This window comes from Prevotella dentasini JCM 15908, from assembly GCF_000614065.1.
Taxonomy (GTDB): Bacteria; Bacteroidota; Bacteroidia; order Bacteroidales; family Bacteroidaceae; genus Prevotella; species Prevotella dentasini.
Map to the genome: position 1 here is coordinate 144,183 of NZ_BAKG01000002.1, position 25,940 is coordinate 170,122.

The 25,940-nt window shown below is 50.0% G+C and carries 16 protein-coding genes and 4 pseudogenes; 17 read left to right on the forward strand and 3 right to left on the reverse strand.

The window, feature by feature from the left end:
* Positions 1-156: 156 nt before the first annotated feature.
* On the reverse strand, positions 157-1,563 hold the full coding sequence (locus tag JCM15908_RS01630) for an alpha-amylase family glycosyl hydrolase (RefSeq protein WP_025002009.1): 1,407 nt from the start codon (positions 1,561-1,563) through the stop codon (positions 157-159).
* A 521-nt stretch (positions 1,564-2,084) separates the two neighbouring features.
* The gene (locus tag JCM15908_RS01635) at positions 2,085-3,881 is read right to left on the reverse strand and encodes a DNA polymerase III subunit gamma/tau (RefSeq protein ID WP_025002010.1); all 1,797 of its coding nucleotides are present in this window, start codon (positions 3,879-3,881) and stop codon (positions 2,085-2,087) included.
* A 467-nt stretch (positions 3,882-4,348) separates the two neighbouring features.
* Here JCM15908_RS01635 and JCM15908_RS01640 point away from each other — a divergent pair, with 467 nt between their 5' ends.
* The 13 genes and pseudogenes from JCM15908_RS01640 to rodA all read left to right on the forward strand — a co-directional run bounded on the left by JCM15908_RS01640 (position 4,349) and on the right by rodA (position 17,936).
* A complete protein-coding gene (locus JCM15908_RS01640) occupies positions 4,349-4,693 on the forward strand; it encodes an FtsB family cell division protein (protein WP_025002011.1) in 345 nt (114 codons plus the stop codon).
* Positions 4,677-5,102 carry a hypothetical protein gene (locus JCM15908_RS01645; protein WP_025002012.1) on the forward strand — a complete coding sequence of 142 codons (426 nt, stop codon included), beginning with the start codon at positions 4,677-4,679 and terminating at the stop codon, positions 5,100-5,102. Before JCM15908_RS01640 ends, JCM15908_RS01645 begins: the two co-directional genes overlap by 17 nt.
* Positions 5,103-5,209: 107 nt before the next feature.
* On the forward strand, positions 5,210-6,061 hold the full coding sequence (locus tag JCM15908_RS01650; protein ID WP_025002013.1) for a DUF4369 domain-containing protein: 852 nt from the start codon (positions 5,210-5,212) through the stop codon (positions 6,059-6,061).
* Between the two features lie 115 nt (positions 6,062-6,176).
* A complete protein-coding gene (locus JCM15908_RS11620; RefSeq protein ID WP_036892531.1) occupies positions 6,177-7,517 on the forward strand; it encodes a dihydroorotase in 1,341 nt (446 codons plus the stop codon).
* A 30-nt stretch (positions 7,518-7,547) separates the two neighbouring features.
* Positions 7,548-8,762 (forward strand): metallophosphoesterase, encoded by a 1,215-nt coding sequence (locus JCM15908_RS01660; protein WP_025002014.1) that lies wholly within the window; start codon positions 7,548-7,550, stop codon positions 8,760-8,762.
* A gap of 6 nt (positions 8,763-8,768) precedes the next feature.
* Complete coding sequence (locus JCM15908_RS01665) at positions 8,769-9,608, forward strand: lysophospholipid acyltransferase family protein (protein WP_051530736.1); 840 nt, start codon at positions 8,769-8,771, stop codon at positions 9,606-9,608.
* 141 nt (positions 9,609-9,749) lie between these two features.
* Positions 9,750-10,489 (forward strand): annotated as a pseudogene (locus JCM15908_RS11625) (polyprenol monophosphomannose synthase).
* A 531-nt stretch (positions 10,490-11,020) separates the two neighbouring features.
* Positions 11,021-11,613, forward strand: a pseudogene (locus JCM15908_RS11630) (IMP cyclohydrolase).
* Between the two features lie 117 nt (positions 11,614-11,730).
* Positions 11,731-12,753, forward strand: coding sequence for a rod shape-determining protein (locus tag JCM15908_RS01680; RefSeq protein ID WP_025002016.1), 1,023 nt, complete (start codon positions 11,731-11,733; stop codon positions 12,751-12,753).
* A 75-nt stretch (positions 12,754-12,828) separates the two neighbouring features.
* Positions 12,829-13,710 carry a rod shape-determining protein MreC gene (gene mreC / locus JCM15908_RS01685; RefSeq protein ID WP_025002017.1) on the forward strand — a complete coding sequence of 294 codons (882 nt, stop codon included), beginning with the start codon at positions 12,829-12,831 and terminating at the stop codon, positions 13,708-13,710.
* Between the two features lie 70 nt (positions 13,711-13,780).
* Positions 13,781-14,283 (forward strand): annotated as a pseudogene (gene mreD / locus JCM15908_RS11635) (rod shape-determining protein MreD).
* A complete protein-coding gene (gene mrdA, locus JCM15908_RS01695; RefSeq protein WP_025002018.1) occupies positions 14,280-16,457 on the forward strand; it encodes a penicillin-binding protein 2 in 2,178 nt (725 codons plus the stop codon). The pseudogene mreD and the gene mrdA overlap by 4 nt, the downstream one beginning before the upstream one ends.
* A gap of 6 nt (positions 16,458-16,463) precedes the next feature.
* Positions 16,464-17,936 (forward strand): annotated as a pseudogene (gene rodA, locus JCM15908_RS11640) (rod shape-determining protein RodA).
* A gap of 298 nt (positions 17,937-18,234) precedes the next feature.
* Here the strand turns inward: rodA and JCM15908_RS01705 are convergent.
* Entirely contained in the window at positions 18,235-20,820 is a 2,586-nt protein-coding gene (locus JCM15908_RS01705; protein ID WP_025002019.1) for a leucine-rich repeat protein, read from the reverse strand.
* A 679-nt stretch (positions 20,821-21,499) separates the two neighbouring features.
* Between JCM15908_RS01705 and JCM15908_RS01710 the strand changes: the two genes are divergently transcribed.
* From JCM15908_RS01710 to JCM15908_RS01725, 4 genes are all read left to right on the forward strand, one after another.
* Positions 21,500-22,003, forward strand: a complete 504-nt coding sequence (locus JCM15908_RS01710; protein WP_025002020.1) for a hypothetical protein — start codon at positions 21,500-21,502, stop codon at positions 22,001-22,003.
* Between the two features lie 12 nt (positions 22,004-22,015).
* Positions 22,016-22,216, forward strand: coding sequence for a helix-turn-helix domain-containing protein (locus tag JCM15908_RS01715; protein ID WP_199897199.1), 201 nt, complete (start codon positions 22,016-22,018; stop codon positions 22,214-22,216).
* 4 nt (positions 22,217-22,220) lie between these two features.
* The gene (locus tag JCM15908_RS01720; RefSeq protein WP_025002022.1) at positions 22,221-24,293 is read left to right on the forward strand and encodes a TonB-dependent receptor; all 2,073 of its coding nucleotides are present in this window, start codon (positions 22,221-22,223) and stop codon (positions 24,291-24,293) included.
* Between the two features lie 786 nt (positions 24,294-25,079).
* On the forward strand, positions 25,080-25,919 hold the full coding sequence (locus JCM15908_RS01725; protein WP_025002023.1) for a MotA/TolQ/ExbB proton channel family protein: 840 nt from the start codon (positions 25,080-25,082) through the stop codon (positions 25,917-25,919).
* The last annotated feature ends 21 nt before the right edge of the window (positions 25,920-25,940 follow it).

Below are 25,940 nucleotides of genomic sequence, written 5' to 3' on the forward strand. Positions count from 1 at the left end.
GAAAAAGGAGAGGACAAGGACGTACTGCCTTGTCCTGCCGGCAGTGCCATTTCGCCTGCCAATGCAAACAGGGCTGCGAAATCATCGCAGCCCTGTTTCTTTTCTCCCGTTATCTTTTTCTCCCTTTGCTGTCTGAAAGGGCAATCAGGATGTTTTCTACAGAATATATGAGGTCAGTCCCTTCACCGTACCCGTAAGGACGCCCTTCCTTACCACGAAGGTAGTCCCATAGACGGCGTCCTTATACTTGCCGTTAGGCAATGTTGTCGGCATGCTGACGGTCTGCTGTTCGGACGAAATATTGATAATCGCAACCCCCTTCTTGCCTCGCGCCACTTCCACAACCTTGTCGTTGTTTCCATAGACAATCGTTTCGGGCTGTCCGTGCATGTCCTTGCGGAACTTGTTAACGGCTGCAATCTCGGGATGCCTGAAGGCGTCGTTGCCCTTCTTCCCAACAATGTTGTTGCCCCATACGTTGTCGGGCGTGCTGCCGTCGGGACGGCTGTAGAAGAGCGGAGTGCCGAACTGGCGCGCGGTGATGAACACCCAGCCCATGCGAATCTGTGCATCGGTCAGGCCGGCACTCTCGTGCTGGTTGCAGTAGGTGTCGTGCGACTCCACCCACGTTACCAACTGCGTTGGCCGGGCCGGGTGGCAGTAGGTGGCTATCTCGTCTTTCTTCCACTCGTTGCCTTCGAGTGCGTGGCGCAGACACCATCCCAACGAACTTGCCGTTACTCCACCGATGGCATCGGCATATTCCTTTTCCTTCACGTTGGCATCCTGCAACACCTCGCCGTAGATGAAGAGACTGTCTGCCGGAAGAGCCAACCGAAGTCCCTTTACTGCCTTCCGTCCTGTTGCCACATCCCAGAAATCGTTCTCGGGCGACCTCGGGTCCCTCGGGTCGCTCGGTAGTCCGATATGCTTGGCAGTATCGTAGCGGAAGCCACGCACACCGCAGGCCAGAAGGTCGTTGACGTAGATAAGGTAGTAGTGTTGGAAGTCGGGATTCTCCGTATTCACGTCGGGCAGTCCGCCCATCTGTCCCGTAGTGCACTGCAGGCGGTCGTTATAGTTCTTTATCTCCGTAAATCCGTTGGCATGATAGAGCTTGTCGTGTCCCCCCACTGCCGCGTCGAGAGCCTCCTCTACCTGACAATCGTTCAGGGAAGTATGGTTGGGCAGTACGTCGACAATGATTCTCACGCCATATCTCCTTGCCTCCCTACACAGTTCGACAAGGTCGTCGCGCGTCCCCATCTGGTAGTTGCCAATCTTCCAGTCGGTGGGCTGATACTGGTAGTACCACTTGCCGTGGCCGAAGAGCTGGTTGCCTCCTCCCTTGTCGCGGCTTACCTCGGTTACGCAGTGTTGGGCAGGCGAAGTCTGTATGACGGTGTATCCGGCCTTGGCAATGTCTGCCATGTTCTCCCGGATGGTCTTGAACGACCAGCACCAAGCGTGGAGAATGACGTCGTCGTTCGATGTTTGTCCTTGAGCCGTTGCCCCCTGCAGTTGCAATACTGCAAGTGCAACGAATAAAAAGAATTTTTTCATATACCTTAATCGTTAAGATTGAAAATGTTGGTTGTTCGGTCTGCGAAGGTAAGATATATTTTCCGATTTCCTTCCTAAATCTTTTCTTTTTATCGGATATTCTGTTCTCATCTTCGTGTTCTGCCTGTTCTTTTGTCCTGAAATATTGGTATTTCGCTTCAAATTCAGCCGTTATTCCTGAACAATCCTTGTTGCTGACAGAAATATCCGATTCTCGCTGCTGTTCAGTAAGTTGTTGATTATTAATCAGTTATGGCGTGGTGTCGTTCCCGTTGTGTTTGTTTTCTGTTCAGAATGACACCTTTTCGCGGTTTGGGGATATGTTTTCGGCTGTCTTTGAGAGGAAAACCGGCTTGCGAAAGGGGCTTTGTCATGATGCGAAAACGGCACTTTCGCCATACGAAAGTGCCGTTTTGGTTGTCTCTGTCTGCTTTTCCAGCTAATCGGAGGGATTGTTGTCCCGTAATGATTGCCGAACGGAGATTTTCCGTTGTCAATATTTTTCTGATATGCGAACCGCCTTATGCCAAGTCCAGTCCTAAGGCCTCAACCAGTTTGGCAACCGAATGGTTTTCCTTCTTCAGCTTCTCCAGTTCCTCTCGGGGTGTGAGCATAGGCTTGATTTCGCCTTGGTCGGCAAGCCGGAATGTTACCTTGATGTTCCCGTTGTGCAGCCTCTGTGCCATTGTAGCGCGTATTCGCCCCTTGAAGACCTGCATCTCTTCGAGCAGAATCTTGTTCTCGGCCAGCACTTCTATGTGGGGAAACTCGGTGATTTTGGGCACGAGGTTCTTCATCCGTCGCGCCATGCCTGCATCGGTCTTTCCGATGCGCGTGCACATTCCGCGCCATTCCACTATCAGGTCTTGCTCGGTGAATTGTTGTTCCTCGTCCTTGTTGGTTATCTCCGGGTCGTCCTGTACGACTTTCTTCTCCTTGCCCTCATTGAGCAGATTGTTGAAAGACATGCCGAGCGAACCCAGATTGATTTTCGGAGTAGTGGGTAGCGGAGCTGCTGCCGGTATGGCCGTTTTTGCGGTCTGCGCTGCCGGCTGTACCGTGTCGTCGGCTGCGTCGGCCTGTCCGGCCTGCTGCCCATGTTGGTGGTTACGGCTCGCCCCGGCCACCTGCGGAGCCGGTTTAGGCAGAGCCTTCTTAATGATGTTCTTGAACAGGGATTTTAAACGCTTAGGGCTACGCCCCGCCCCGGGCACCTCGTCTTCTTTCTGTGTGATTTGTGCCACCTCGATGAGCGTCAGTTCCACCAAGAGCCGCTTGTTGGAGCTTTGCCTGTACTCCACGTCGCAGCGGTTCATTATCTGCAAGGCGCGGTAGAGAAACTGGGTAGGGCATTTCTGCGCCTGCTCCTGATACTTCTGCCTCTGCTGTTCGCTCACTTCGAGTAGCGGAAGGGTCTGTGCATCCTTTGCCATCAGCACGTTGCGCACGTGGGCGGCCAGTCCGTTGACAAGGTGTCCGCCGTCGAATCCCTTGTTGATGACGTTGTTCAGCAGTACCATAATCTCTGCCGCCTTGTTCTCCATCGACAGGTCTATGATGCGGAAATAGTTCTCGGCATCAAGCACGTTGAGGTCTTCGATGACCTTCTGATAAGTGATGTTTCCCTGAGAGAAGCTCGCTGTCTGATCGAAGATGGAGAGAGCGTCGCGCATCCCCCCGTCGGCCTTCTCGGCAATGACGCTGAGTGCCTGCTCATCGTAGGCTATTCCTTCTTTCTCCGCCACCTGCTTGAGGTGGTTGATGATGTCCGGCACTGTCATCCGCTCGAAGTCGTAGATTTGGCAGCGCGACAGAATCGTGGGCAGAATCTTGTGCTTCTCAGTGGTGGCGAGGATGAAAATGACGTGTGCAGGCGGCTCCTCCAGCGTCTTCAGGAAAGCATTGAAGGCAGCGGTGGAAAGCATGTGCACCTCGTCTATGATGAAGACTTTGTACCGTCCCACCTGCGGTGGGATGCGGGTCTGCTCCATCAGGGTCTTGATATTCTCGACGGAGTTGTTGCTGGCAGCGTCCAGCTCGAAGATATTGTAGCTTCGTCCCTCGCTGAACGACTTGCAGCTCTCGCACCCGTTGCACGCTTCGCCGTCGGGGGTGGGGTGCTCGCAGTTGATGGCCTTGGCGAAGATGCGGGCGCAGGTAGTCTTTCCGACTCCTCGCGGACCGCAGAAGAGATAGGCGTGAGCAAGTTTTCCGCTCTTGACGGCGTTCTTCAGCGTTGTCGTCAGGGCTTGCTGACCGACCACGGAGTCGAAAGTCATCGGGCGATACTTGCGTGCCGATACGATATATTCGTCCATATTCAGTTTATAATCCGATAGTTTCTGCAAATTTAGCTAAAAACTCCGATATACGGCACTATTGTCGTGAAAAAACAAGCCGGTCATGGCGATTTGGACAGAACGGCAGGGGCTTTTGGGAAACGGTACGGAGGCAGGTTCTTATGATGGCGGGCTCTGTTCTTGGGTGGAGGCGGGCAAGGCTGCTTCTGTCGGTGTTTGTGCTGTTTACGCTTATTTGCCGGATATCCGTCCATGGAATACTCCCCGTGAAGCTGTAGGGTTTGAATGGGCGGAAGCAATACGGAGATGCGGTCGGATGGGCTGGTAGGCAGCACCGTGGAGGGGAAAATTGTTAATAAGCCCCAAATAATCAATTCTTCTTCTCCTCAATTCCATTCTTTTGCTTACTTTTGCAGAATATAGACCCGGGCATGGTTCGTGAGACGTACATGCGGTGGTCGTAAATCAAAGACGAATAAGAAAACGTGGCAAAGTTCACAAGGCATATCTTCTTTTTCCTCAATCGCTTCCGCTATCAGATTGTTGCGGTGGCAGGATTGCTGATGGTAGGCGTATTGGATGAGAACAGCTTTATGAAGCGCATTGAATATTCCTATCAGATAAACGACCTGAAGGCGGAAATAGAAAAGTACGACCGGCAGTATCAGCACGATACCAAGCAGCTGAAAGAACTGCGGCGTAATCCAAAGGCTATCGCAAAGATAGCGCGCGAACGCTATTTTATGAAGGCTGACGACGAGGATATTTTCGTACTGAGCGACGACGAGCAGCCGGTCAACAACGAATCTAAGTATGAGACAACTGACTAAGACGGAGAGTTTTCTGTTTCTGTTCGGCGGGCTGCTGATGGTAGCCGGGGCAGGCATGTACGCATTTTTTCTTTATCAATCTGTCGTCTGCTGGATTATGCTGGCAGGGGCTGTGCTCTTCGCTACGATGCAGATGCGGCAACGCTACGACGGAACGAGCCTGACAATACGGCGGCTCCGCCGTATTATGACGGCTGCCGACGTGGCCTTCGTGCTGTCCGGATGCTTCATGGTGGAGGATTCGTGGCACATACTCCAGCCTTTCATCGCACAGTCCTTGGGCGGATATACTGCCTACGTGAACATATTCCACCACAATTGGGTGGTGCTCCTCCTTATAGCAGCCATATTGGAGATGTACACAACCCATCGCATTGGCTACGAACTGAAGAAAGAGGAACGCGCATGAGGCTGAAAAAACGCTAAAAAGGAGGGAAAAGGCTTAATTTGAATGAAAAACTTTCGTAACGTCAGTGATACGCTGTATATTTGTCTGACCGAACAAGAAGTATCTATATGAACAAAGTACTTTACGCAATACTACCCCTCGTAACGCTGGCGTCCTGTGCCGGCTCCTATAATATTCAGGGGACATCCAATGTTTCCAGTCTGGACGGGCAGAAGCTGTACCTGAAAGTCAGCCATGCCGACACACTGAAGAACATTGATTCCTGCGATGTGGTGCACGGACAGTTCTCTTTTCAGGGTACTCTTGACACGGTTCGGATTGCCCAGATTTTCATGGACGACATCAGCTTTCCCTTCCCCATTGTGCTGGAGGAGGGAAATATTATGCTGAAGTTGGACAATACGCAGCAGCAGGTCAGCGGTACGCCGCTGAACGACAAGCTGAATGCTTTCTGGACGAAGTTTACCCAGCTGCGCAATCAGTATGTTGAACTTGACCACGAGGAGAGTGCGGCCATACTGAACGGACAGGATGAGGAGACTGTGAACGCACGCCTCATCAAGAAAGCGTTGCAGGTATATGCCAAGGGCGACAAGCTCTTTACGCAGTTTGTTACCGATAACTTCGACAATGTCCTTGGCCCGTGGGGCTTTATCACCCGATATACTTACGATACAACGCCCAATGCCTATCCTGTATGGATGAACGACTATCTCTATGTGAACGCTGTCAGTCAGCTGCCATCGTGGATAGAGTTCGTGATGACAAAGGCTACGGATGCGTTTAAGAACAATCCGCAGGTGAAGATGCTCTATACGAACTACTTGCAGGCTCAAAAGGAAATGAGCGGTATGGCTGAGCCGGCTGCCCCGATGGCTCCGGTTCCGGGTTCAATGCCCGATGCTCCTGCTGCCCCACCGACCCCGGCAGAGATGGCAGGCGACTCGGTGGCGGACTAAGCGTGCAGGAGGAGACTGGCTGTTGGCAGACAACGGCCTTCCCGTATTCTCATGTTCCGTACCCTGCGGCAGGATTGCAGGCTTCCCATCATCAACTTACCAAATTGTAAAGACTATGAGGCTACTCATCCAAGGTGGAACAATCGTCAATGAAGGACGGAGCTATAAAGGTTCTGTCGTGGTAGAAGACGACTGCATAGCAGAGATTTGGGAAAACGGACAGGCACCCCGTGGCAACTACGACAAGACCGTCGATGCCACGGGTTGCTTCGTTTTGCCGGGCGTCATAGACGAGCACGTACATTTCCGCGAGCCGGGTCTGACCGGGAAAGCTACGATTGAGAGCGAGAGCAGGGCTGCCGCTTTTGGGGGAGTAACGTCGTTTCTTGATATGCCGAACACGAATCCGCAGACTACGACCGCTGGTGCGCTGTCGCAGAAGATGCTGATTGCCCAACGCGACAGCCATGTAAACTACGGTTTCTTCTACGGTGCGACTAATCTGAACATTGATAGTTTCAGGACGCTCGACCCTCGTGCAATCCCCGGCATCAAGCTCTTCATGGGGGCATCTACGGGAAATATGCTTGTTGACAATCGGCAGGCGTTGGAAGATGTGTTTGCTCTGGCTGCTGAGCTCGGCTTGCCGGTGATGGCGCATTGCGAGGATTCTGGTGTCATTAATGCCAATATGGCTGCTGCCAAGGCGAAATACGGCGACGACCCCGACATTTCCCACCATTGGGAAATACGCAGCGAGGAGGCTTGCTGGCGGTCATCGAGTCTGGCGGTGGAACTTTCACTGAAGCATGGCACCCGTCTGCACATCGCACATGTTACCACGGCCCGTGAATTGTCGCTTCTTGACGATGCCGCCGTGCGTCGTCTGGTTACGATGGAGGCTTGTCCGGCTCATCTTTACTTCACGAAGGAGGATTATCTGGCCAAGGGTGCACTCATCAAGTGCAATCCTTCTATCAAGACTGAGGCCGACCGGGCTGCCCTGCGACGCGGACTGACCGACGGGCGCATCTATGCCGTAGGCACAGACCACGCTCCACATCTTCTCAGTCAGAAACAGGGAGGTTGTGCCCGTGCTGTTTCGGGCATGCCGATGATACAGTTTTCGCTCGTTACCATGCTCGAGCTGGTAGACGAGGGTGTCCTCTCCATTGAGCAACTGGTTGAGCTGATGGCTCATCATCCTGCGACGCTGTTCCGAATCAGCCACCGCGGATTCCTGCGGAGAGGCTTCAAGGCCGACATTGTGGTTGTCCGGCCCGGCAATCCTTGGACGGTAACGGAAGAGAACATCCAAAGCAAGTGCGCATGGAGTCCGATGCAGGGACACGAATACCGATGGCAGGTGGTTCATACGTTCTGCAACGGCTGTCAAGTCCTTGATAACGGCATGCTGAACGGTAATTTCCGGGGAGAGGCACTTGCTTTCAGGTAGTTGGTTTCCCGACAAATGAGAATATAGAAAATGATAGCCCGTATTGTCATACCATTGCTTTTGGCGATAGTGCTGTCCGACTGGTATATTGACCTGCACTATTTCCGCAAACGCTACCATATATCTTGGTGGCTGAGGCTATTATGGTGGCTGCCCTGTATAGGCATGGTGGTTTACACGTGCGGCTTGGCCTCCATCCGAAACTTTGCCCCTGCCGACCTGACATGGCTGAATACCTATCTCTTTCTGTTGGGATTGATAGTCTTTCCCAAGGTTATCTTTGCCGTTTCTTCCTTTTTCGGTTGGATAACACGTAAGTTTATCACTCACACCCACACCAACTGGGGGCATTATGCCGGTATTTTCCTCGGCGTGATGGCTTTTTTCATTTACGTGTACGGGCTTGCTCTTGGCTTTTCGTCCGTACAGGTGAAGCATGTAGACCTTACTTTCAAGGATTTGCCACGTTCGTTCGACGGCTTCCGCATCGTCCACGTATCCGACATTCACGTAGGAACGTTTGATGGCTGGCGCAGTTTCATTCTTGCAAGTGAAATGGACAGCATCCGAAATCAGCGTCCCGACCTTGTCGTCTTTACCGGCGACTTGCAGAATATGCGTCCGCGAGAAATAGAGAAATTCCGTTCCACCTTATATAATGGTATGGCAGGTGCGTTATCCGTGCTTGGCAACCACGACTATACGGAGTATGTGAAGGACAATCCCGAAGAGAAGGCTGCCAACGAGCGCAGAATTGTGGAGGAAGAGGAAAAGCATTTGCGATGGAGAGTGCTGCGCAATCAGCATATAGTCGTCAAAGTGCATAATCAAAAATACTATTATAGTCCGGCTAACGGAAAGGGAAATCATGACGACTCAATTGTAGTCTGTGGCACAGAGAACGACGGCCGCCCTCCTTTTCCCAACCGGTCGGACTACGGAAAAGCCACCAAGGGTATCGGGAAGGATGCCTTTGTCGTCATGCTTCAGCACGACCCTTCGGCTTGGAGACGCTCCGTACTGCCCCGAACCAGCGCACAGCTGACCCTCAGCGGCCATACCCACGGTGGGCAGATGCAGTTATTCGGATGGCGGCCCACCCAACTCCGACAACGAGAAGATTACGGTCTCTACCGAGAGGGCGACCGTTACCTCTACGTTACGGCCGGGCTGGGCGGCTTAGTGCCTTTCAGGCTCAACATGCCCAATGAAATCACGGTCATAACCCTTCATTCTGAAAAATAGGATACAATGGAAACCTTACCCAGCGAAACCTCGTCCGTTCTGCCTCCCGTTCCGTCCTCCCGTCCGAGAACGGTCCTTGGAGCGATAGCCACGCTCCTCTATCGGGCTTACACCCTCTTCGTCTTTCTGCCCATCTTCCTCGTTGCTTCCATCTTGACGGCACTGACCACCGTTATCGGCTGCCGTCTGGGCAACGGACACTTCTGGGGCTATTATCCCGGCAAGTGGTGGTCGGTTTTGGCCGTGCGCCTGCTGCTGCTGCCGGTAAAGGTGGAAGGCCGTGAGAACCTGCAGCCCAGCCAGAGCTATGTCTTTGTCAGCAACCATCAGGGAGCCTTTGACATTTTCCTTATTTACGGTTTCTTGGGGCGTAATTTCAAGTGGATGATGAAGAAAGGCATCCGTAAAATCCCGTTGGTAGGCGTTGCCTGCGAGTCGGCCCACCATATTTTCGTCGACAAGAGCGGTGCGAGCAAGATAAAGAAAACCTACGAAACGGCACGCGGTACGCTGCGCAAAGGCATGTCGCTCGTCGTTTTCCCCGAAGGGGCACGCTCGTTCACGGGGCACATGGGGATATTCCGGCGTGGAGCCTTCATGCTGGCCGACGAATTGCAGTTGCCTGTCTGTCCGCTGACCATCAATGGCTCGTTCGACGTAATGCCCCGTACCAAGGACTGCCACTTCCCCGTCTGGCATCCGCTCCGCCTTACCATTCATAAGCCTATCCCTCCCAAGGGAAGGGGCACGGAGATGGAAAGGCAGATGATGTCCGAGGCCTACGATGCCGTGATGTCGGGCATCGTACCCGAATATCAGGGTTTCGTGGAGAATCCCGACCAGTAAGGCCAGTCCGTTGAGCCGGTAAAAGAAGACGGATAACGGGGCATTGTCTTTCAGAAAGAGTGTGTTGATAACTGCAATTAAACACGCCTAAGATTTGCCACATTCGGATAATTGTGCTATTTTTGCAAAAAATAAATGTGTATGACAAGCGACAGTATAGTTATCATCCTACCTACAACGAGAAGGAGAACATGGAGAAAATTGTCCGTGCCGTCTTCGGGCTGGAGAAGTGTTTCCATATATTGGTGATTGACGACGGTAGCCCTGACGGAACGGCGCAGATTGTGCACCGGCTGATGGATACCGAGTTTGCTGACCGCCTGTTCATCATTGAGCGCAAGGGGAAATTAGGTCTCGGTACGGCCTATATCGCGGGCTTCAAGTGGGCTTTGGAACATGGATACGACTACATCTTCGAGATGGATGCCGACTTCAGCCACGACCCCAACGACCTTCCGCGCCTCTATGCCGCCACCCACGATGAGGGCTACGACGTGGCTGTCGGCTCGCGCTACGTCAGCGGCGTGAACGTAGTGAACTGGCCGATAGGCCGCGTACTGATGAGCTATTTCGCAAGCAAGTATGTCCGCATCGTGACGGGCTTTCATGTCCACGACACCACGGCAGGATTCGTCTGCTATCGCCGCAGAGTCTTGGAGACAATTCCCCTTGCCGAAGTTCGTTTCAAGGGATATGCCTTTCAGATAGAGATGAAATACACCGCCCATAAGATAGGGTTCAGGATAAAGGAGGTACCTGTCGTCTTCGTCAACCGGCGCGAGGGAACAAGCAAGATGAGCGGTGGCATCTTTTCCGAAGCCTTCTTTGGCGTGATGCGTCTGCGTCTGGACGGTTGGTTCCGCAAGTACCCGAAGATTTGAAAGATATCGGAAAACTGGTGCTTTCCGGCATTTCCGTGAGGCCTCCCGTATAGGGGAGCGGGGCAAGGCCGGGGCATCGGTCTGGATAAGATAGCATGGCGGCAAAGCGAAAGTGCCGCTTTCGCATGGTCAAAGTGCCGTTTTCATCAAGTGAAAACGGCACTTTCGTTTTGTCGTCCTGCCTTGTTGACTTTGCCGTTCTCTGACGGTCTCTTTACGGATGATGTCAGGGCAACATACGGCAGGAACCTGCCAGACTTTTAGAGTCGTTTTTTCAGTCTCTCAGCTATGGGATGCGTCCTTGTCCGCAGGCTTGCCTTTGTCTTCTTGAAATGTCTTTTCCGTAGTGCGAACAGTGTTCTTGTTTTTGGTAAATATCATCGTTCGCTCTAATAATAATATTAATGTGCTTTTTTACACTACTTGATATGCCACAATTATTGCTTTATTTTTTGTTTTTTTTAAGCTGAAATGATGGCGTAGTCGTTGGGAATTAGTAACTTTGCAATCTAATCTATAAAAATGAAGGTAATGTCTGGTACAAAGCAAATCAAGACCGCGCTGATTTCGGTCTTCCACAAAGATGGTCTCGACGACCTGCTGAAGAAACTCAATGCTGAGGGCGTGAAGTTCCTGAGCACTGGCGGAACGCAGGCTTTCATAGAGTCGCTGGGTTACGAATGTCAGAAGGTTGAAGACGTAACGACCTATCCGTCCATCTTGGGCGGCCGTGTCAAGACCCTGCACCCGAAGGTTTTCGGAGGCATCTTGGCCCGTCGCGACAACGGGGACGACCAGAGTCAGATGAAGGAATATGGTATTCCGGCCATCGATTGGTGATAGTAGACCTCTATCCCTTTGAGCAGACAGTGGCAAGCGGTGCCTCCGACGAAGACATTATCGAGAAGATAGACATTGGCGGCATCTCGCTGATTCGTGCAGGAGCCAAGAATTTCAAGGATGTTGTGATTGTCCCGAGCAAGGCAGAGTACCCCGTGCTGCTCCAGTTGCTCAACACGAAGGGCGCGCAGACCGACCTTGAAGACCGTAGGATGTTTGCCGAGCGTGCCTTTGGTGTCAGCAGCCATTACGACACGGCCATCCACAACTGGTTTGCCGAGTAGCCCGGAGAGCCGGACCTCTCTTCACAGGCGGGGGATGGTGGCTGATTCGAGAACGAATATTCAATTTGTCGATGGGGCGGGTCGCGCTCCTCGGCCTTTATTATCAAAATATTAAGAATGGGATTTTTTTCATTTATCCAAGAGATAGCAATGGACTTGGGTACTGCCAACACGATTATTATCAGTGATGACAAAATCGTTGTAGATGAGCCTTCGGTCGTTGCACTCGACCGCCGTACCGACAAGATGATTGCCGTGGGCGGAAATGCAAAGATGATGTACGAGAAGGAGCATCCTAATATCCGTACCATCCGTCCGCTCCACGATGGTGTGATAGCAGACTTTACGGCCTGCGAGCAGATGATGCGCGGCCTTATCAAGATGGTTCACAGCGGCAACCGCTTCTTCTCCCCGTCGCTGCGTATGGTGATAGGCGTTCCTTCCGGCTCTACGGAAGTGGAGCTGCGTGCCGTACGCGACTCTGCCGAGCATGCGGACGGGCGCGACGTCTATCTGATTTTCGAGCCGATGGCAGCTGCCCTCGGCATGGGGCTTGACGTAGAGGCCCCCGAAGGCAACATGATAGTCGATATTGGCGGTGGCAGTACCGAGATTGCGGTTATCTCCTTGGGAGGTATCGTCTGCAACAACTCCATTCGCACGGCAGGCGACGACCTCACTGCCGACATTCAGGAGTACATGAGCCGGCAGCACAATGTAAAGGTCAGCGAGCGCATGGCAGAGCGAATCAAGCTCCATGTAGGCTCGGCACTGACCGATTTGGGCGATGAGGCTCCCGAAGACTATATCGTCCATGGCCCGAACCGCATTACCGCGCTGCCGATGGAGGTGCCGGTATGCTATCAGGAGATTGCGCACTGCCTTGACAAGACCATTGCGAAGATAGAAAATGCCGTTCTCTCCGCTTTGGAGAATACGCCGCCGGAGCTGTATGCCGACATCGTGAAGAACGGTATCTACCTCAGCGGTGGCGGAGCATTGCTCCGCGGTATCGACAAGCGGCTGACCGACAAGATTAATATCCCATTCCATATAGCCGAAGACCCCTTGCACAGTGTGGCCAAGGGAGCAGGCATAGCACTGAAGAACGTAGACCGCTTCTCGTTCCTGATGAGATAAACGTAACAAATGACCACCGGCAGGCTTGGACAAGTTCCCAAGTCTGTCGTGTGTCCATTATTCCCATCCTGCCGAATGAATAACCTAACGGAGTTCCTTGCCAAGTACAAGCACTGGTTTCTTTTTGTTCTGCTGGAAGTCTGTAGTCTTGTGCTGCTCTTTCGGTTCAACAATTATCAGGGCAGTGTGTGGTTTACGTCTGCCAATTATGTGGCAGGCTGGGCGTATGAAGCCGGTTCCGAGCTGACTTCTTACCTCACCATGGGGAAGGCCAACGAGGAACTGACGCAGCGAAACGTCCTGTTGGAGCAGCAGGTCAGGGAACTTTCGGCCCGGCTTTACGACAAGACACACGACCCACGCTACCTGAAGCGCGGCCAGTATCGATTTCTCGAGCCTTTCAAGCTGATTCCCGCGAAGGTGGTTTCCAGTACTTTGAACAAGGCGAACAACTTTATTACCATTAACAAAGGCTCTTGGGACGGTGTCAGGAAAGACATGGGCGTAGTCTGTGGAAACGGGGTTGTCGGTACGGTTTACTTGGTGGGCATCCACTATTCCGTCATAATCCCGGTCTTGAACTCCAAGTCCAACATCAGCTGTTCCATTCAGGGGCGGGACTATTTCGGCTATCTTCACTGGACAAGCGGGCCGAGCAGCATTGCCTATCTGGACGATGTGCCTCGTCATGCGCGTTTCAGGATTGGCGACAGGGTCGTTACGAGTGGATATTCTGCCATCTTCCCGGCAGGCGTATTGGTGGGAAAGGTGAAGCATGTGTACAATTCGGTAGACGGATTGTCGTTCCGCATAGCCGTGAAACTGTCTACCGACTTTGGCAATCTGCGCGATGTCTGTGTGATAGACAATGCCTCTATCCGTGCGCGCAAGCAGGTTATAGAGGCTGCGCAGGACTCCATCAGGTCATTGGCGGAAGAAAGCGGAGGTGCCGAATAGCCTCCTTTACCATTTTGTTTTGTTTGATTCGGGCGATGGCTGTGCCGGTTTCGCCCATAAATACAGAAGGATGAACTTAGACTTTTTGAAGAGTTTGTTATGGTTTGTAGCTTGGTGCTTGCACAGGTGTTTGTTCTTAACCACATCCACTTGTTCGGTATCGCTACGCCATTGCTCTATGTCTATTTTGTCATTCTGTTCCGTCGCAATTATCCACAGTGGGCAATGATGCTCTGGGCGTTCCTGATGGGGCTTGTCATTGACACGTTCTCCAACACGCCGGGAGTCTCTTCCGGCTCGCTGACACTGATGGCTGCCGTCCAGCCCTTTGTATCGCGGCCCTTCGTTCCACGCGACAGCGCGGACGATTTGCAGCCGGGTGTAGATACGTTCGGAGCAGGCCCGTATCTGCTTTATGCCGCTATTATGACAGTATTGTTCTGTCTTGTCTTCTTCTCTTTGGAGATGTTCAGCTTCTTTAACCTTGTAGAGTGGGCTGAATGTGTAGGCGGCAGTTCGATGCTGACCTTGGTTCTGATACTTGTTATTGACCATGTAAGGGGACGGCAATGAAGAATTTCGATCTGGAAAAACGCCGGTACGTGCTCAGTGGTGTTGCAGTGCTGATAATAGTAACCTATATTGTCAGGCTCTTTGCGTTGCAGATAGCTAGCGACGACTATCGGAAAAGTGCCGATTCCAATGCTTTTCTCAAGAAGATAGAGTTCCCTTCGCGCGGCCTCATTACCGACCGGAAGGGGCAGTTGCTCGTTTACAATCAGCCGGCGTATGATATTATGGTGGTGATGAACGAGGAGAAGGGACACCTCGACACCTTGGAATTTTGCAAGGCACTCAATATCACGAAGGAATTTCTCGTCAAGCGCATGGCCGACATAAAGGACAGGCAGAAGAATCCCGGTTATTCGCGCTTTACACAGCAGCTTTTCATGAGCCAGCTGAGCGACAAGGAGTTTAGCACCTTTCAGGAGAAGCTCTACCGTTTCCCCGGTTTCTATATACAGAAGCGAAGCATCCGGCAATACAAACGTCCGATAGGCGGACACGTGCTGGGCGATGTGGCCGAGGTAAACCAAGGAGACATTGAGGAAGACGACTACTATCAGGCCGGCGACTATATAGGCAAGATGGGCGTGGAACGCCAGTACGAGAAACCGCTGCGCGGACAGAAAGGCGTACAGATACTCCTCCGCGACGCCCACGGACGCATCAAGGGACGCTATAAAAACGGAGAATACGACCAGAAACCGCGGCCGGGACGCGACATACAGCTCGGTCTTGATGCCGAGCTACAGACTCTTGGCGAACGCCTGATGGAGGGAAAACTCGGTGCAGTAGTCGCTATCGAACCCAAGACGGGGCAGATTCTCGCCATGGTATCGTCGCCGACATTCGACCCGCGCGACATGATTGGCAAACTGCGTGGCAAGAATCAGCAGCAGATGACGCTCGATCCGGCCAAGCCGTTGCTCAACCGGGCCATCATGGGGCAGTATCCGCCCGGTTCAACCTTTAAGACCGGACAGGCCGTAACCTACTATACGGAAGGCATCATCAGCGATTCCACGCGATACTCCTGTCCTCATGGATTCAGCTTCAAGGGGCTTCACGTGGGCTGCCACGGCCATGCCTCGCCCCTGTCGCTGGTTCCTGCCATCAGCACCTCGTGCAACGCGTACTTTTGCTGGGGACTTTACTATATGTTGTCGAACCGCAGGAAATACAAGAGTCTGAACGACGCGATGGATGTCTGGCGCGACTACATGGTCTCAATGGGATTCGGCTACAAGCTCGGCATCGACCTTCCGGGCGAAAAGCGCGGCATGATTCCCAACGCACACTTTTACGACAACGCCTTCGGAAAATGGAATCCGCTCTCCGTCATTTCCATCTCCATTGGTCAGGGCGAGGTCAACCTTACCCCGTTGCAGATAGCCAACCTTGGCGCAACGATAGCCAACCGCGGCTATTACATTACTCCGCACGTAGTACGCCGTATTCAGGGGATGAGGATGGACAAGAAATACACCGAGCATCACCGCACGAAAGGAAGCGTAAGGTCTTATCAGGAAGTGATAGCCGGAATGGTTTCGTCTGTCCGGGGAGGTACCTGCGCCCATGCGGTACACCCGGGCTACACCCTTGCAGGAAAGACAGGAACGGCTCAAAACCGCGGAAAAGACCACTCGGTCTTCATGGGCTTTGCCCCAGTAGAGAATCCCAAGATTGCCATTGCGGTATATGTGGAGAATGGAGGCTTCGGTGCCGTCTATGGAGTACCCATCGGCTCGCTGATGATAGAGCAGTATATCAACGGGAAACTGACCGAGGGCGATGCCCGTAAGGCTGCCGAAATACAGCGACGGCACATATCCTACCCGTTCAAGCGTCCGCTTACGCGCACCGACTCTCTCCGGCTAGACTCCATCAAGCGCGTCAATCAAATCAAGGACTCGCTGAAGATGGTCAGGGAAAAGCAGGTAATGGCAGAAGCAGAGAAGGCGAAGGAGGAGCAGGCCAAGAAAGATGCCGAGGAGAAGGACAGGAAGAAAGAACCCCAGAACGACCCTGCCATCCGCGTAGACGAAGAGGTGAAGGTGCAGACTGAGCGGTCGGAACGCGACAGGGACAGGGAGAAGGACAAGACCGACGGCGGAAAGCGAAAAGAGAAAGGTCAGACTCCGTCAAGGGATAAGGAAAAGAGAAAGGCAAAAAATAAAGAGTAAGACAACGTGCGCAGTAATTATCATGCAGACAAACAGCCGGGCGTACTCCGCTCGTTGGACTGGTGGACCATCGGAATCTATCTGGCGTTGCTCGTCTTCGGATGGGTCAGCGTCTGCGGTGCAAGCTATACATACGGCGATACCGACATCTTCTCGCTCTCTACCGTTCGGGCATGCAGATAGTCTGGATAGCACGTCCATCTGTCTCGGCTTTGTCCTCCTGATGATGGACGACCGTCTCTACGACACCTTCTCGTATGTCATCTACGGGCTGCTCGTGTTGCTGCTCTTTGCCACCATCTTCAATCCACATTCCATCAAAGGCTCGCGCTCTTGGCTGGTTCTCGGCCCGTTGCGGTTGCAGCCTGCCGAGTTTGCCAAATTCGCCACAGCACTTGCCATATCCAAGTTTATGTCGGCATACGGGTTCACACTTCAGAACTGGAAACACTTTGCCGGAGCTGCCGGAATCATTATCCTGCCGATGCTGTGCATTGTCGGTCAGCGCGAGACGGGGTCGGCACTGGTCTACCTCTCTTTCTTCCTGATGTTCTACAGGGAGGGGATGCCCGGTTCGTTCCTGTTCACGGGAGTGGCCATGATTGTCTATTTCGTTATCGGAATCAAGTACGAGGATGTCATGCTCTGGGACACCCCGACCTCTGTCGGAAAGTTTGCCGTCCTGCTCTTGGTGCAGATTTTCACTGCAGGTATGGTATGGGTCTATCAGCAGGATGTTGCCAAGACTCGCAAGATACTATTCTATACGGTCGGCTGCACGGTGTTGGCACTTCTTTTTTCCGAGTTTGTCATTCCGTTCGATGTAGTCTGGGTGCAGCTCATTCTTTCGGCCTGTCTTATCGGCTATTTGGTTTACAATGCGATGAGCGGCCGCTTTGTCAACTACCTTTATATCGGATTGTTTGCCATTGGTTCCATCGCCTTCTTCTATTCTGCCGACTATGTGCTCAACGATGTGATGGAGCCGCATCAGCGCGTGCGTATCAACGTGCTTTTGGGTCTTGACGAAGACTTGGCAGGCGCAGGCTATAATGTTCATCAGAGCGAGATAGCCATTGGCTCGGGTGGCTTGCAGGGTAAGGGCTTCCTGAACGGGACGCAGACCAAACTGAAGTTCGTGCCCGAGCAGGATACCGATTTTATATTCTGTACGGTGGGTGAGGAAGAAGGCTTTCTCGGCTCTTCAGCCGTCCTGATGCTGTTTCTTGCCCTCATTCTCCGGCTGATGTATGTGGCCGAGCGGCAGCCTTCAAGTTCGGGCGGGTCTACGGCTATTGTGTCGCGAGCATCTTCCTCTTCCATGTGTTCATCAATGTCGGGATGGTGCTGGGCCTTACCCCCGTTATCGGTATTCCGTTGCCATTCTTCAGCTATGGCGGCTCGTCGCTGTGGGGCTTCACGCTTCTGCTTTTCATCTTCCTTAGAATAGATGCCGGGCGCAACCTGATAAGGCAGTAGGGCAGGGAAGAAAACCAGTCAGCCGGGCGGTGTCCCTTTCGCTCGTCGGCCCTCTTCTCTGTCAATAAAATTCATAGCCGTATGCCGGCAGGGGCGTAGCGACATAGTCAGAGTGGCACTTTCGTAATGCGAAAGTGCCACTTTGACGATGCGAAAGTATCACTTTGGAAACCTCGGGATGCTCGCTCTGTGCTTATCTTGTAATGTGTTGGATATGAGACTTTTGTCATATAAGCCCAAAATGGCGAGGCAACTTCTCGCTGCCTCGCCACCAAAAAGCATTGTATCCTTATTATATTCAATGAACAAACTTCTTGGAGATTCCGTTGCACTTCACGATGTAAACACCGTGTGGCATACCGCTAAGGTCTATCATCGTAGGATTGTTGAGCGAACTGACTTCTGCGCCCTGAGCATCATAAAGCGAAACCCGGCCGCAATTGCCGTTAAATATAATCTTGCCATTGGCAATGACAAACGCTTCTCCGTCACCGTCAGCTGCAATACCCTGCACGGCGTCAACATCATCGACACCGGCATAAGGCAGGCCGGGATACCCCTCTGTGCCACCAATGTAGTCAATGACGTTCCATTGCTTAGCCCTTGCAACTTCCACAGCCGATTTTGTACAGACATTACCCTCTGTACCCTTCGTGTCGACAATGATAATTTCTGCCATATCGCTTTCGTCGCGCTCGGGAAGTCCTGTCATAAGCAACTTGCAAGCATTGGCAGAAAGCTGATTAGAATAACATGCAATAGTCAGAATTATTGGGTTTTTCGATAAATCCAACGCCTCCAACTTGTTATTGTCTATCCAAATATACTCCAGCTGTTCGAGTGGCTTTAGATTAATATCTGTCAGCAAATTGTGGTGAATCGAAAGCGTGTTCAGTTTCTTCAGCTTCGACAAATCAATCTCCGTCATTTCGTTGCCATAAGCACAAAGCAATTCCAATACAGGGAGGTCAAGATTCATTGTCTTCAACTTATTATCGTTAATGTAAAGTTCCTTAAGCGTTGCCGAACTAAGCGAGAACGACGTAAAATTGTTCACTGCCAATTGCAGCTCCTGAATGTTAGTGTTCTTCGTAAGGTCAAGTTCGGAGAGCTTATTATCGTTCGCATACACCTTTTGCAAATATGGATTATTCGTTATATCAAGTGTTTCAAGGCCCGTACTGTTCAATGCAAGTACCTCAAGATACTTCAGTGCACTCAAGTCAATACTGCCGATTTCATTGTTACTTGCAAAAAGTGTATTCAATAAAAGATTCTTACCAACATCAAGTTTTGTAATTTCATTTTCATCACAATCCACAACAGACAGCTTCTCGCAATGAGTAATATCCAATTCTTTTAATCCACAATAGCTGCAATTCAAATCAACAAGTTCCACATTCTTGGTCAAATCCAACTTCTCCGGCTTACAATTCTTACAATTCAGGAGCTTCAGCATAGGACAATGACTAACATCAAGAGCCGTTACGGAAAAGTTGCTAATATTCAGTTCCGTAATATTGCCTTCAATCCTGACCTCCGGCTTCATAACCTCATAAAAATCTATTATTTCACCCAATACGTCTTTTGACTCCAAAAACTTAATCCCGTCAAACGTCATGTCTTCACCAACAATATTACAAGCTATCTGGCTGCCAATCTTCGCTGGAGTTGTAAAGGTTACATAGGCTTTCTCTTCAGCTTCTACTACATTCTTAAATTGACTCCAAGGTTCTGTTGTCTGATAGATACTCAATCTTCCGTGAGGTACAAATAGCTTACATTGGTCGAAATCCAAATTATAAAATGCCATCGTACCGCAATAAGGAGGCTCATCGGCAAGTACGTGAACTTCGGACAACCCCGTACAGTCCATAAACACACCAAAGCCTATCTGAGTGAGATTTTCAGGCAGAGTAATAGAAGTCAGCTTCTTTATATGTGCAAATGCCGAACTTTCAATCTCAGTAACAGATTTAGGCAAAGTAACTTTCATCAGTTCATTAACCTCATAAAACGAATATCTGCCAACTTTCTTTACTGTTTCAGGTACAACATATTCTCCACTTCTGCCCTTCGGATATTTTAAAAGTATTTCCAGATTCTTATCGAAGAGTACGCCATCAATAGATGCGAAAGTCTTATTATCCTTATGAACTTCAAATTCTTTCATGGCATCGCAAATATAGAAAGGCACCGAGCCGCTCTCGCCACCAATACTGTTCAGTGATGCCGGAATGACAACCTTCTCAAGTTTTCCTGCATTAGAAAAAGCCTCGTCTGATAACTTGAGCGTGCCTTCTGGGATAGTATATGTGCCGGTTTTCCCGTCAGGACACTTTAGCAATGTTGTCATTGAGTTGTCGAACAAGACACCGTCTATAGTTTTAAAGTTCTTGTTCTCGGGCTTTACAATAATATCCGTAAGGTTTTCACATTGCAAGAAAGCATTTTTCTCAATAGTTGTTACACTATTGGGCAAGGTTACCTTTCGCAGCTGACCGCATCTGCAAAACATATTGACCGAGATTGTGTTGTCTATTGTGTAATATTCTAACTCCTCGTTGATGTAATAATAGGAGTCGCCGCCTGACAGAATGTTAGCCCCCGAAATATCGAGCACTTGCAATTTTCCGTCAGAAACTTCTCCAATGACGGTGCTTCCGGCCATTGCGCGAATAAAATTGAAGTCTGTGCCGTTTAGTTCTCCTGTCAGTGTAAGCTCTGTAAGAGAAAACATTTCTTCTTCTGACAGCTTGTCTTTGAGCGTGCCTGCTGTTTCTACATGCACTGTTTTTTGTGCAAAAGCTATTGAAGTCAATAACAACATACACAATGTGATGAAACTCTTTAAGTTTCTTTGGGTAAATAAATTTTGTGCCATAATTAATGATGTTTAGTGAGTGGATTGTAAAAAACATAGCTTGTCGCAAATGTAATGTTTATTTTGTTAATATGCAAATGTTTTCTATGATTTATTGTGTAAATGCTTGGTTTTTATGTAAAATAATGATAAAATGAATATGAAACCAATTGGTGATAAAAACTTTTCAGTGAATCCCATGTCAAGTGGCTGAATATTGGCCTTATCTTGTTCTTATGTTCTTTATGTTTTCCAATATGGCGACATCTTAAAATTATTATGAAAATAATTGGGTATTTGGCAGGCTACCCTCTCCTTAACGTTCATTTATCCTAAATTTGCTGTCAAATCTTGTTTTTCTGTCAGCCTCCAATATCCTGTAAATGAGGAAGATATCGTCAGGTTGACAGCATGACGGGAAAAATGGAAAATATAAAAGGACGATAAAAGCCGGATTACATGAAGGGTCAATACGATTTTGGTATGCGTGGTGGGCGTACGTCGAGGATAGTATATCAGGGCTTATACTAAAGAATTTTTTGTTGTATAATTCCTGTTTAGGTGCTTTGCACAGACACTATGGGTTAATAAATACTCTGAAATCTAATTATAAGTTAATATTTATCGAATTACGATAAATAATTACCGATAAACAGAAAATTTTCTTTAGTTTTGCTTGTAGAAACAATATGATAGTGCTATGACGAAAGAATGTACATTAAAGACAATCAAGGCAACCTGCTATATGGCTCTTGCCGTATTGGCCGGTTGGGCGGTACTGATAACTCTGCAACTATTGCGCTGGTCGGAAATCATAAGCTTCGACTTTGGTGGCGGAGCTTTTATTTGTGCGCTTCGTTGGAATATTGAGCAAGGGGTGCGAACCATTCAGTGGATAGAACTGGTGGGTTATCTGCTCTCATCGGTTGCAATGATAATCTTCCTGCTGGTTTTGGTCAGTTCGTGTCTGCGTAATCTCATGGTCGAGCAGATTTTTTCGCGTACCAATGTCTGTTATCTGTGGGGGCTGACTTTTTCCGATTTCTTCTTCAATCTGTTTTCTTCTAATATCGGTATTTTGTTTGGTGTACGGGAAATCAGCTTTGGTAGCGGAATGGTTATCTCGCCGCTTATCTTCCTCGTTATCACCCTGCTTTATCAGGTTGCCGTGTATGTATCGGAAGAAAACAACCTTACTATATAATAAGGTGGCATTATGATAGTAGTAAACTTAGACGTGATGATGTCGAAGCGGAAGATGTCGCTGAACGACCTGTCTCGTGAGGTGGGTATAACGCTTGCCAATCTCTCCGTATTGAAGACGGGCAAGGCGAAGGCCATCCGCTTTTCGACGCTCGAAGCCATCTGCAAGGCTCTTGACTGCACGCCCGGCGATTTGTTGGAATATAAGGAATAAGGCGATGAAAATTTCCAGTTTTTTGATTGTAGCCCTGTTGTGTGCTGGGGCGTTATTACCAGTTGGAGCACAGACGAAGCCAGACTCGCTGCTCGTTGACAGCATGATGCGGCAGCTGCCTGAAGTGATGGTGAAGGGCGAGCGGCCTATTGCTGTCGTTAAAGGAAGCTGTATCTCTTACGATTTGCCCCGGTTGATAAAGAAGAAAAATATTGATAACGTTTACGATGCTATCAGGGAACTGCCCGGCATTGTAGAACAGGGCGGTGCATATAGTCTGGCAGGCCGTGCGGTAATGGTTTCTCTGAACGGGCAGGTGCTGATGCTGTCGGCAGAACAGGTGGCTTCGCTGCTGAAGAGTCTGCCTGCCAGTCGCATAGAACGGGCCGAAGTGATGTACTCGGCACCGGCACAGACACAAGTCAGGGGAGCACTAATCAATATTCGTCTTAGGAAAGAGACCGCCACTGGGGCACCGTTGGAAGGCGAAGTCAACCTTGCCTACAATCAGCAGCATCGTGCCCGATACGGTGAACGGGTCTCTCTGCTCTTTCGTCGGGGACGGATGAGTCTTGACGCAATGTATCTTCATAGTCACGGGAAGACGTATGGTGTTACCGACGAGGCTTCACTGCACACGCTGTATGATGGTAGCAGACACGAGATAGACAACCATCAGACTCTGCTTTCGCAGGGATTCGGACACAATTACCGCTTGGGCGCAGAATATGTCTTGGGCGTTAATCATAGCTTGTCGTTGGTCTATCAGGGTAGTTACAACCATGCTGATAGTCGTAGCAGGTACGTGGGCAGCATCACTGGAAATACGCTGACGACGCATAGGACATGGCTGCACAACTTGCGTTTAGATTATGTGTCCCCGTTCGGGCTGAAGACAGGGCTTGAGACTACTTATTACCACGACCCCGAGAGCCAGAACTTGTCGAGCATCCTGCCTGCCGGGACAATGGAGGTGCTGATGGATAATGACCAAAGGATAAATATGTGGAAGCTCTACCTTTCGCAGGAGTGTAAGCTGGGTAACAACTGGACGGTTAACTATGGCGCATGGGGCAAGCTATCGGTCAACCATAGTCTTCAGCACACTCTTAGCGAGTCGGTGGATCGTATGTCTTTTCTCCGTCAAAAGGAAGAAATTTTCAATCTGTATGCCGGATTGGGCAAGAACTTCGGCAACAAATGGATGGTTGATTTGTCGTTGGCCACTGAGTATGACCATTCTCTCCTGTGGCACAGGTGGCACGTCTATCCGACGCTGAACCTGACTTTCTTGCCCCGGCAAGGACAGACATGGGTGTTCAGTCTGACCACTAATCGCGCCTATCCGGAGTTTTGGGCGATGAATCACTTCACGGTCTATGGCAATGGTGGCTACGACGAGATAACGGGCAATCCCAATCTGCGACCGTCGGACAGCTATCAGGCGCAGTTGGTCTGCCTTCTTAAGAATAAGTATCAGCTGGCAGCGTGGTACAACTATACAGACGACTATTTTGTGCAGACGCTCTATCAGCAGCCTGACCGGCTATCGGTGTTGTTCCGCACCCTCAATTTCAACTATCAGCAGCAGGCTGGCCTACAAGCAGTTCTCCCACATAGGTTCGGTTCTTGGCTTGATTCGCGTCTGACGCTGACAGGGGTATGGATGCGTGAACGGTGCGACGACTTCTACGATATTCCTTTTAGCAGAGCTGTCTGTTATGGAATGGTGCAGCTGAACAATGTCGTTACACTTTCCACCCAGCCCGACCTGTCGCTTACGGCAGACGCTATGGTACGCAGCCGTGCCAAGCAGGCCATTTATGATTTGTCCGGTTCGGGTTATTTGAACCTTGGGTTTTCATGGCGGTTTTGGAGGAATCAGGCTATGCTCCATGCTTTTTATAACGACGTTTTCCGAACGTCGGTCATCAATCCGCGGATAGATTACAAGGGGCAGCGACTTTCCATGAGTTTTAAGGCTTACAGCGAGATAGGCGTATCTCTCACATTCCGTTTGGGAGGATACAAGGAAATAGAGCGTGGGGCTGTAGATACTTCGCGGTTCAGAAAGTAACCTCAATACGGTGGCTGCTGTATTTGCTCTGTTTGTCTCATTCGTGTCAATGCCCTGTCTGATTGTAGATTATAGGGGGCATTGTCTTTATAAGGCAAACAGATGGTATAATTGTGAACAGAAGTTATAAATATCGCTAATACATTTGTTGGATGTTTCAATTTGGTGTCATTTTCTGTTTTGATGGGAAATAATGCCAAGGTTTCTTCGTTATCAATAATAAATTGAGTAAATTTGCACGGAGAATTAAATCAAATGAGCTATATATGGTGGCGCAATTATCAGACCGTCTCAGCAAGCTGACTTCATTAGCAACATGGTCTATATCGCAGAGAGTCTATGAAACCCTGAAGTGTTTGGGGCATTTTAGAAGGAGGGCCGATGTTTTTGGGAAATGTTCTACTAATGTAGTTCTCTGTATTTCTCGGAATGTTCATTCTTCAGCTGTCCGCGATGATGTCTTTGGCACTCCCGGTTGCCTCTGTATGGGTAGTGTTACAAGCAGCAAAGAGCTTAAGGTGGCATTGTTGTGCATCGTAGAAGACCTTGCTGTATAGAAATAATGAACGGGTGATAGGGATAGATGAATGTAGACAACTGGGCGATTTTATATCTGTTAAAACTTATTAATCGTAGTTGTAGTTGTTCATTAATTATTATCTTTGTACGCTAAGCGGAAGTACATCTGTGCCTAAGCAAGTATGAAATATTCCCAATTACTTAAAAATCAATAAGATATTAACAATTAAATTCATTAATAACTAAAAATTAAAAAGTATTTAAATTATGGCAACTACACAACAAAAAGCAGCCCCAAAGAAACAATCAGAGGGCTTCACAGGCGTTAGAGGTGCATTCTGGATTATCGTCGTATGCGCTATCGTTGCGTTCATTCTGTTCTACACATGGTTCGGTAATGACATGCACTTCCAGGATCCGGGTACTAACGAGAATCCTGCTGATGTATGGGGTACTATCTTCAAAGGTGGTGTCGTCGTTCCTGTTATCCACACATTGTTGCTCACCGTGCTCGCTATGTCTATTGAGCGTTGGTTGGCTTTGAAGACCGCTTTCGGTAAGGGTGCGCTTCCTAAGTTTGTTGCAAACATCAAGGCTGCTCTCAATGCAAACGATTTGAACAAGGCTAACACTCTCTGCGACCAGCAGAAGGGTTCTGTAGCAAACGTGGTAAAAGCTTCCCTGAACGCTTACAAGGATATGGAGACAGGAGCAAATGCAAGTCTGAAGAAGGCTCAGAAGGTTGCTAAGATTCAGCAGGCTCACGAAGAGGCTACTCAGCTTGAGATGCCGACTCTGACAATGAACCTCCCAATCATTGCTACAATCGTTACTCTGGGTACTCTTACTGGTCTTCTCGGTACTGTAACGGGTATGATCAAGTCGTTCTCCGCTCTGTCTGCAGGTGGTGGTGCTGACTCTGCTGCATTGTCTGCCGGTATTTCTGAGGCTTTGATCAACACTGCATTCGGTATTGCTACATCTTGGTTTGCTGTAGTTTCTTACAACTACTTCTCAAACAAGGTTGATAAGTTGACTTACGCCCTCGACGAGGTTGGTTATTCTATCGCTCAGACATACGAAGCAAACCACACGGAAGAGGCTTAATTTTTGCTAACCCTTTAAAAT

Coding starts and splice junctions, on each gene's coding strand:
- JCM15908_RS01645 (WP_025002012.1), top strand. CDS start 4,677: ATGAGACAACTGACTAAGACGGAGAGTTTTCTGTTTCTGTTCGGCGGG.
- JCM15908_RS01630 (WP_025002009.1), bottom strand. CDS start 1,563: ATGAAAAAATTCTTTTTATTCGTTGCACTTGCAGTATTGCAACTGCAG.
- mreC (WP_025002017.1), top strand. CDS start 12,829: ATGAATAACCTAACGGAGTTCCTTGCCAAGTACAAGCACTGGTTTCTT.
- JCM15908_RS01725 (WP_025002023.1), top strand. CDS start 25,080: ATGGCAACTACACAACAAAAAGCAGCCCCAAAGAAACAATCAGAGGGC.
- JCM15908_RS01660 (WP_025002014.1), top strand. CDS start 7,548: ATGATAGCCCGTATTGTCATACCATTGCTTTTGGCGATAGTGCTGTCC.
- mrdA (WP_025002018.1), top strand. CDS start 14,280: ATGAAGAATTTCGATCTGGAAAAACGCCGGTACGTGCTCAGTGGTGTT.
- JCM15908_RS01720 (WP_025002022.1), top strand. CDS start 22,221: ATGAAAATTTCCAGTTTTTTGATTGTAGCCCTGTTGTGTGCTGGGGCG.
- JCM15908_RS01710 (WP_025002020.1), top strand. CDS start 21,500: ATGACGAAAGAATGTACATTAAAGACAATCAAGGCAACCTGCTATATG.
- JCM15908_RS01635 (WP_025002010.1), bottom strand. CDS start 3,881: ATGGACGAATATATCGTATCGGCACGCAAGTATCGCCCGATGACTTTC.
- JCM15908_RS11620 (WP_036892531.1), top strand. CDS start 6,177: ATGAGGCTACTCATCCAAGGTGGAACAATCGTCAATGAAGGACGGAGC.
- JCM15908_RS01715 (WP_199897199.1), top strand. CDS start 22,016: ATGATAGTAGTAAACTTAGACGTGATGATGTCGAAGCGGAAGATGTCG.
- JCM15908_RS01665 (WP_051530736.1), top strand. CDS start 8,769: ATGGAAACCTTACCCAGCGAAACCTCGTCCGTTCTGCCTCCCGTTCCG.
- JCM15908_RS01680 (WP_025002016.1), top strand. CDS start 11,731: ATGGGATTTTTTTCATTTATCCAAGAGATAGCAATGGACTTGGGTACT.
- JCM15908_RS01650 (WP_025002013.1), top strand. CDS start 5,210: ATGAACAAAGTACTTTACGCAATACTACCCCTCGTAACGCTGGCGTCC.
- JCM15908_RS01705 (WP_025002019.1), bottom strand. CDS start 20,820: ATGGCACAAAATTTATTTACCCAAAGAAACTTAAAGAGTTTCATCACA.